Source organism: Streptomyces sp. NPDC058371 (assembly GCF_042723265.1).
Classification (GTDB): domain Bacteria; phylum Actinomycetota; class Actinomycetes; order Streptomycetales; family Streptomycetaceae; genus Streptomyces.
On sequence record NZ_JBHXJC010000015.1, the window covers coordinates 244,630 to 251,118 of the forward strand.

General features: G+C 73.3%; 7 protein-coding genes. All 7 read left to right on the forward strand.

The window, feature by feature from the left end; genetic code table 11:
* Positions 1-131: 131 nt before the first annotated feature.
* The 7 genes from ACFWM2_RS33475 to ACFWM2_RS33505 all read left to right on the forward strand — a co-directional run bounded on the left by ACFWM2_RS33475 (position 132) and on the right by ACFWM2_RS33505 (position 6,112).
* Positions 132-761: a hypothetical protein gene (locus tag ACFWM2_RS33475; protein ID WP_383287771.1), complete on the forward strand. Its 630-nt coding sequence runs from the start codon at positions 132-134 to the stop codon at positions 759-761.
* Positions 762-1,078: 317 nt separating this feature from the next.
* Positions 1,079-1,402: a hypothetical protein gene (locus ACFWM2_RS33480; protein WP_383287773.1), complete on the forward strand. Its 324-nt coding sequence runs from the start codon at positions 1,079-1,081 to the stop codon at positions 1,400-1,402.
* A gap of 640 nt (positions 1,403-2,042) precedes the next feature.
* Positions 2,043-2,624: a hypothetical protein gene (locus ACFWM2_RS33485; protein ID WP_383287775.1), complete on the forward strand. Its 582-nt coding sequence runs from the start codon at positions 2,043-2,045 to the stop codon at positions 2,622-2,624.
* Between the two features lie 210 nt (positions 2,625-2,834).
* The gene (locus tag ACFWM2_RS33490; protein WP_383287777.1) at positions 2,835-3,473 is read left to right on the forward strand and encodes a GNAT family N-acetyltransferase; all 639 of its coding nucleotides are present in this window, start codon (positions 2,835-2,837) and stop codon (positions 3,471-3,473) included.
* 296 nt (positions 3,474-3,769) lie between these two features.
* Positions 3,770-4,063 (forward strand): hypothetical protein, encoded by a 294-nt coding sequence (locus ACFWM2_RS33495; protein ID WP_383287779.1) that lies wholly within the window; start codon positions 3,770-3,772, stop codon positions 4,061-4,063.
* A gap of 308 nt (positions 4,064-4,371) precedes the next feature.
* Positions 4,372-5,127, forward strand: a complete 756-nt coding sequence (locus tag ACFWM2_RS33500; protein WP_383287781.1) for a mucin-2 — start codon at positions 4,372-4,374, stop codon at positions 5,125-5,127.
* A gap of 349 nt (positions 5,128-5,476) precedes the next feature.
* Positions 5,477-6,112 carry a hypothetical protein gene (locus tag ACFWM2_RS33505; protein WP_383287783.1) on the forward strand — a complete coding sequence of 212 codons (636 nt, stop codon included), beginning with the start codon at positions 5,477-5,479 and terminating at the stop codon, positions 6,110-6,112.
* Positions 6,113-6,489: the final 377 nt, after the last annotated feature.

Consider the following 6,489-nt stretch of genomic DNA (forward strand, 5'->3'; position numbering starts at 1 on the left):
TTCCCCGACCGCCGCCCGTCGCACCGCGAGCCGGCCGCGGACGGGGTTGCGGGGCTTGCCCGGCCCCGCCCCACAGTGCGTCACACCACCGAGGCGACCGCCCGCCGTACAGCCACACCGGAGATGACCACGTGATCACCCGCCCGCAGACCTTCCAGATGGCGTCCTGCTTCACATACGAGCCTGGCCAGCAGGTGTTCGAGCCGCATGATGCCGAGCGCACCCCGGCCAGCGTCGTGCACACCATCTATGGCCCCGGCGGGCGTCGACCGACCGTCGTCCTCCAGCGCCACGGACAGAAGACGACACGCAACGCCGACCCGCACCACCTGGTCCGGCTCGACGAGGAACTCCGCCCCACCCGCATCCAGCTCGAAGAGTCATTCGCCCAACTCGCCGCTTCCGTTGACGCGCACACGGCCGAATGCCCTTCCTGCCAGCGTCAACGCGTCTGGTGGGGTACCTGCTACCGGTGCCTGATCGGCAAGCGGATGATCGACGCCGCAGGCGGCCTGACCTACTACCGGGACAACGTGCTGCCGTGGCTCACCGGCAAGTCGGTCGACCCCGCACGCGTTCGCGGAGGCCAGCACGTCACCGTCCGCCCGGCCGATGGTCCCGGGCACGAGGCCAGGATCTCCCAGATCGCCGTTGGCGGCCGGTGGCACGAGCCGGGCGAGGACGGCCTGATCTGCGTACGCATGGCGCCCGACTGGAAGCCCGTCCTCTACCCGGTTGCTCAGGTCTTCCACCAACCATGACCGGCCTCCTCCGGCACCCGGGCCCCGCTGCCACGGCGGGGCCCGGGGGGCTGTCGGCTTGCCCGCCATGCACCCGCCGCCCCGCCGTGCCATGTCCCTGTCGCGCACGGCTGTTTGACTGCCTTGCCGGCCGCGGCCCCGGCCCCGAGCCCCACCGTCCGTGTGGGGTCTGGGGCCATCCGCGCGCCGGCCGTGCCGCACGCTTGCGTACCTTGCCCTACGCCCGGCCACGGTACGGACCACCGGCCGGGAGGAGTGAGCACTTCACTTCCCCGACCCACTCCACACCTCCGTCCACGTGACACCCAAGGAAACTCATGACGTCCGCAATCACCGTCGCCCGCATCGCTGAGGCTGCCGCTATTCGGCTCGGCCACGGCTGGAGCACCGATCCCAGCACCTGGGGATCCACCGCCGAGTTCATCGGCCCCCACGACGTGGGCTTCTCCCTCATCGAGGACTACGAAGGCGACCTCGTCCTTGAGTACGACCGCCAGAGGTTCCCGGACAGCATCGAACTCCCCGAGGGCGTCGAAGCCTTCGACGGCGGCGTCTACCTGCCCCTGGCCACCCCCGCAGATGGCCTGGACGCCCTCGCTCAGCGCTGCGCCGACGCGATCCGAGCTATCACTCACCACTGACCGCTCGGCCCCGGCTCCGCGCATATCCGTGCGCGGAGCCTCGTCCTGGTGTCGGCCAGCTCCCTATCTCCGGGGCCGCGTCATGCCTGCTGCCCGCCGTGCCGAGGTGAGGCACGTCGGATCCGGCCTCTCCCTGCGCCTTCGGGGCTCGGGCCGGGGGCCGTTGCAGGTCCGCGGACCGCCTGCCTTGCCCCGTCCGACGACGTCACGGACGGCGGCATCGTCTTCCGCAATGCTCCGGTCGCGACCGTCTCTGCCGACGCCGAGCCGAGGGCACGAGTACTCCGGCCGCATCTTGCCCTCCCGCGCCCCGGCCCGTACCACAACAATCCGCCGCCTGAGCAAGGCGACCCGGCTCGTCTCCCGCACCTGACCTGCACCGTGCGCTACCTGACCGGCCCGCCCCCGGCACAACCAGAGGCGGGCCGCTTCCACGTCACCGCCCCCAACCGCCCCCGGGGTTGCTGCTCCTGACCCCGGGGGTTGCCGGGCTTGGCCCATCCCGGGTCAGTGTGCGGGCATCGAGAACGCGGTTCCCACCCCGCCGGGCGTCCGGCAGGTGTGGTCGAGCCCCGACCGGCGAAACGCCGGGCCGGACGCGTTCTCGCACTCTTCCCGCCACCCCTGCACAGGAGTTGCCATGCCCGCGCCCGCCCATACGATGACTGCCGCCCCGCTCACCGCCCTGTACGCCGTTCCGCGCAGCGTCCCGGCAGCGCCCGATCCGGTGCCCTACGACGGTCCCCGCGCGGTGGCCGCCGACTTCTTCATCCTCGCCCGCGGCGGCCGGGCGCAGACCGCACCGCCGCCCTTCCGCGACGGCGACAGCGTCTGCTGCCCCCTGGGCAACGAGTGGTTGCGCTACGACGGCCGGTGGATCGTCCCGGGCCGGCCGGGCGGCCTGTCCCTGACCGACCGGACGGTCGCCGGCTGGTGGCAGACCCGGCACAAGCCGGGCAGCAGGTTCGCCCTGGTCCACCGGCTCGCCTGCCAGGAGACGGACCTGATCACCGGCGACCACTACATCAGCTCCCACCTCACCGGCGACATGTTCTCCCAGGACCCGGTCTCCGGCCCGTGGCTGCGCTCACTGGCCTGGCAGGCCGCCCGCACCCGCACGTTGAGCGTCCACCTGGAGCTGCCCACCGGCATCGTCACCCTCCACTCCCGGCTGGTCGGTGACGTGTTCTTCCATCCGGCCACCCCGGCTCTCTGGAGCTGACAACAGCTCCGCTCCGCTGCCGCTCGACCCGGCGGCGGGGCGGTCGGCTGTCGCGAACCTTCTGATCCCTCGCGCGCCCCCCGGCGCCGACTCCAACGGGCGAGCGGGCTTTCTAGACACCGCGGCCGGAGCCCATTGACCCGCCAACGAGCTGCTGACCGACGCTCGGCCCCTCCAACCGATCCCATGTTGCCACCAGGAGCGACCCTCATGACCCATGAAGGACTCACCCCTCAGCAGGACAGCCCACCGGAGCCGACCGGCATCACACTGTGCCCGGCAGCGGCAGCGCTGTTGCACGAGATCGCCGAGCACGACACCGGCGCCGGTGTCCACTTCGACCACTTCCGCGGCGGCCGAGTCCGTCACCCGAACACCGGGCGCCCGTTCAGCCGGTCCACGTTCCGGGAACTCGGTGCGCAGGGACTCGTCGAATTCCCGGCAGCACTCACCTGGCTCGTACGGATGACCGACACGGGACTGGCTTGGATCGGACCGACCCTCACCGTTAGTGAGGTTCCGGAAGACGGCGCGATCTGGTTCGAGGTGCTCGCCCTGGGTGAGCGCATCGGCTACGCGGAGGTGGCCGAGTACGGCGCTGGCTACTGGTTGCACCAGGTAAGCGTGGACCGCCACCGCCGCCACGGGCACGGCACCCGACTTCTCACGGCCGTGATCGAACGCCTTGGCCATGACGAGATCGCCCTTTCCTGCGACCCCGGCAGGCTCCGTCCCGGTTACCCCACCCGGGAACAACTCGCCACGTGGTATGGCCGCCATGGCTTCCGACCCGACGACGACCTCGACACCCCACACCGCATGGTCCGTCCGCCCACCCCACCCAACTGATCCGCTCGGCTCTCCAGCCACTCCACCAGGTACCACCTCACCCAGGAACAGCTCACGCTGTCCAACGCCCCCGGCGCTGAGGGCCGTCGCCCGCCCGCCCTGCGGCGGTTGCGCCTCTTGCCCCGTCCTCAGCCATGTTTGGGTCAGCGGCACGGAGGGAGCGGTGACCACCTCACCCGCCCCTTCGGGCCGCCTCAGCCCGGCAGCGTCCGGCACGGCAGACGCACGCTTTCCCCGTCCTGGACGGGCTGCGGGAGACCGCAGGCCAGTGCAACAACCCGGCGCGCCTCACCTTCGTGACCTCCGCGATCACCGCGTTCGAGGAGGAAGGCCCGGACGCCGCACCCCTCCTGGACGGCTGCCCCCAGGCCGCCGCCCGGCTGATCTTGGAGGAAGTCACCGAGGCGTACATCACCGCCGAGCAAGCCACCCGCATCCAGGCCCGCAACAGCACCCTGGTCCGCGACTTCCAGCTCCCCTACACCAGCCACCGCCGCGCCCAGGCCCGCCGGGCCGAGCACGAGCGCCGCGGCCGCAACGCCACCGGCCTGGACCGGCTGCGCCACCTGCTGACCATCCCGGCCGCCTGACCAACGTTTACGCCCACCGGCCCCGAACCTCCGGCATTCCGCCCGGGTTCGGGGCCGCCGCACGCCCGCTGCCCGGCCGCGTCGGCGGGGCCGGAAGACGCTCCCGCCCCCCTGACCGTGGGGTCGGGGGCGGTCCGACGCCCGCCGGGCCCCGGCTGCTCACCGACCTCAGCCGAGACTGCTGCGGTTGCCGTCCTTGCCCCGCGCCCCACCACAGTACGAAGCACCAGCCGCGGGGAGCAGGTGACCACCACCCCACCCCGGGGCGGCCCCCACTCACCATCAGCCCGTTGAACGGAGCCCGGCTCATGCGCACCTACGCCACCGCCCAGCACACCGGAACCGCCCCCGGCCAGTGCGACGCCACCGCCGTCCGCAGCACCCCGGACGGAACCCGCGCGTACGTCCTCCTGGACGGCATCGGCCGACGCGAGACAACCCACCGGTGGGCCCTCGGCGCTGCCCGGCAGATCGCCCGCACCGCCGCCCGCCGGCGCGACGCCGAGGCCGGACTGCGGCACGTCTACAACCTGTGCCGGGACGACGCCATCCACTACGGCGGCGGCCACAAGGCAGCGGCCGTAGTCGCCGTCAAGGCCCCCAAAGAGCCCTTGACGGTGGCCTGGTGCGGCGACTCCCGGGCGTACCTGATGGAACGCGGGATCGCGGTGCGCCTGACCGAAGATCACAACAAGCGCCGCGTCTACCCCCCGACCGCCACCTATCCGTACGGCGGCAACCGCAACCACATCACCTCGTGCCTCGGCTCTCACCGCACCGACGAGGACGTACGCAACCTGTACCGCCACCCCGCAATCGAGACCGCCACGCGAGAGATCACCGGCCCCTGCCGCCTGCTGCTCGCCTCGGACGGCGCCTACGAACCCCACGAGGACGCCCGGCACTGCCTGTTCACCGAATGCGACGGCGACGACCTGATCCCCACCGTCCGGGACCTGGTGAACCTGGCTGTCGACACCGCCGTCAAGACCAGCCGCGCCCTGGACCCGAACCAGGTCTACGCGGACAACGCAACCGCCCTCCTGGCCGACCTGGCCCCCTGACACCCCGACGACCACACCGCCCCAGCGCCCCGGCCCCGAACCTCCGGCATCCCGCCCCGGGTTCGGGGCCGCCGCACGTCCACCCGGCCGCCGGGCCTTGCGCGGCTTGACCCCGCGCGGGGCAGTGTTGGTGGGGCCGGAAGGCCGCTCCCACACCATCCCCCGAGGTTGTGGTCGAGCCCCCGGCCGCCGGGCCGCCCCCACCCCCCGGGACGGCCCGGCACCCCCAAGCCCCCAGCCCGGCCCCGGCCAACACCGGGACCGCGGCCCGCACCGCCCGCCCCGGCGCCGGCCCCGCTCGTCCGCGCCCGCCCCCTGGCGCGAGCTGTACCCGACCCGAGGAACCGCCATGACGCTCTCCCACACCACCACCCCCGGACGCATCCACGTGCACGAGGCCATCGCCCACGACGTCCCCGGCATGAAGTTCATCCGCGTCGCGTACTGCCGGAACGGCACCATGACCATCCACAGCACCGAGGTCCTCTACGGCGGGGGCGGCCTGCTGATCGCCGGTGACGCCGAAGCCCAGCTCGCGCCGATCATCCGCACCCTGGACACCGCCCTGCAGCGCGGGGTGGCCCTGCTGGAAATCGTCACCGAGCCGGTCGCACCGACGGACCGTCTGACCATCCAGCGCTACTACCTCTACGGTGGCCGCCGCCGCACCAACGCAGCGTCCGACGAGGAACGCTTCGGCCACGACCCGCACCGGCTTGCCGACGCCGAGCGATCCCGGCGAGCCAGCCACGCCGCCGCCCTGCGCCGCGTACAGCACGAGGTCGACGAGCGGGAGGCGGAAAGGGAACGCTCCGCCGCGCGCATCGCCCCCCTGCTGAGGACCCGCGCCTTCTGGCTCCGCAGCCACCGTGACCACCTCGCCATGGCGCGCGGCGCCCGTCGCGCGGGCGAGCACAGGTGGCACGCCTACGCCCTCAACGCCGCCGCGTTCGACCGCACCCAGGCCGCCGTCCTGCCCGTATAGATCCCGGCCCGGCCCGCCGCCCCTGACCACGCCCGGCCCCCGGATTCCCGCCCGCACGGCAGGAGTTCGGGGGCTGCGTCATGCCGGTCCGGGCGGGCCACCGCCTCAGCGTCACCACTGCGCCCACGACCCGGCCCCGGCCACCCCGCCCGGCCGCCCGCCGGGCCTTGCACGGCTTGACCCCGCCCCAGGCAGTATCGGTCTGGCCGGAAGGACGCTCCCGCACCACCCCTCACCGTGCGGTCGAGCCCCCGGCCGCCGGGGCGCCCCCCCCCCCCCGGAAGGCCCCGCCCCCCCCCCCCCCCCCCCGCCCCCGCCCCCCCCCGGACCCCGGCCCCCCCCCCCCCCCCCCCCCCCCGCCCCCCCCGTCCTCTCCC

Coding starts and splice junctions, on each gene's coding strand:
- ACFWM2_RS33490 (WP_383287777.1), top strand. CDS start 2,835: ATGACCCATGAAGGACTCACCCCTCAGCAGGACAGCCCACCGGAGCCG.
- ACFWM2_RS33500 (WP_383287781.1), top strand. CDS start 4,372: ATGCGCACCTACGCCACCGCCCAGCACACCGGAACCGCCCCCGGCCAG.
- ACFWM2_RS33505 (WP_383287783.1), top strand. CDS start 5,477: ATGACGCTCTCCCACACCACCACCCCCGGACGCATCCACGTGCACGAG.
- ACFWM2_RS33485 (WP_383287775.1), top strand. CDS start 2,043: ATGCCCGCGCCCGCCCATACGATGACTGCCGCCCCGCTCACCGCCCTG.
- ACFWM2_RS33480 (WP_383287773.1), top strand. CDS start 1,079: ATGACGTCCGCAATCACCGTCGCCCGCATCGCTGAGGCTGCCGCTATT.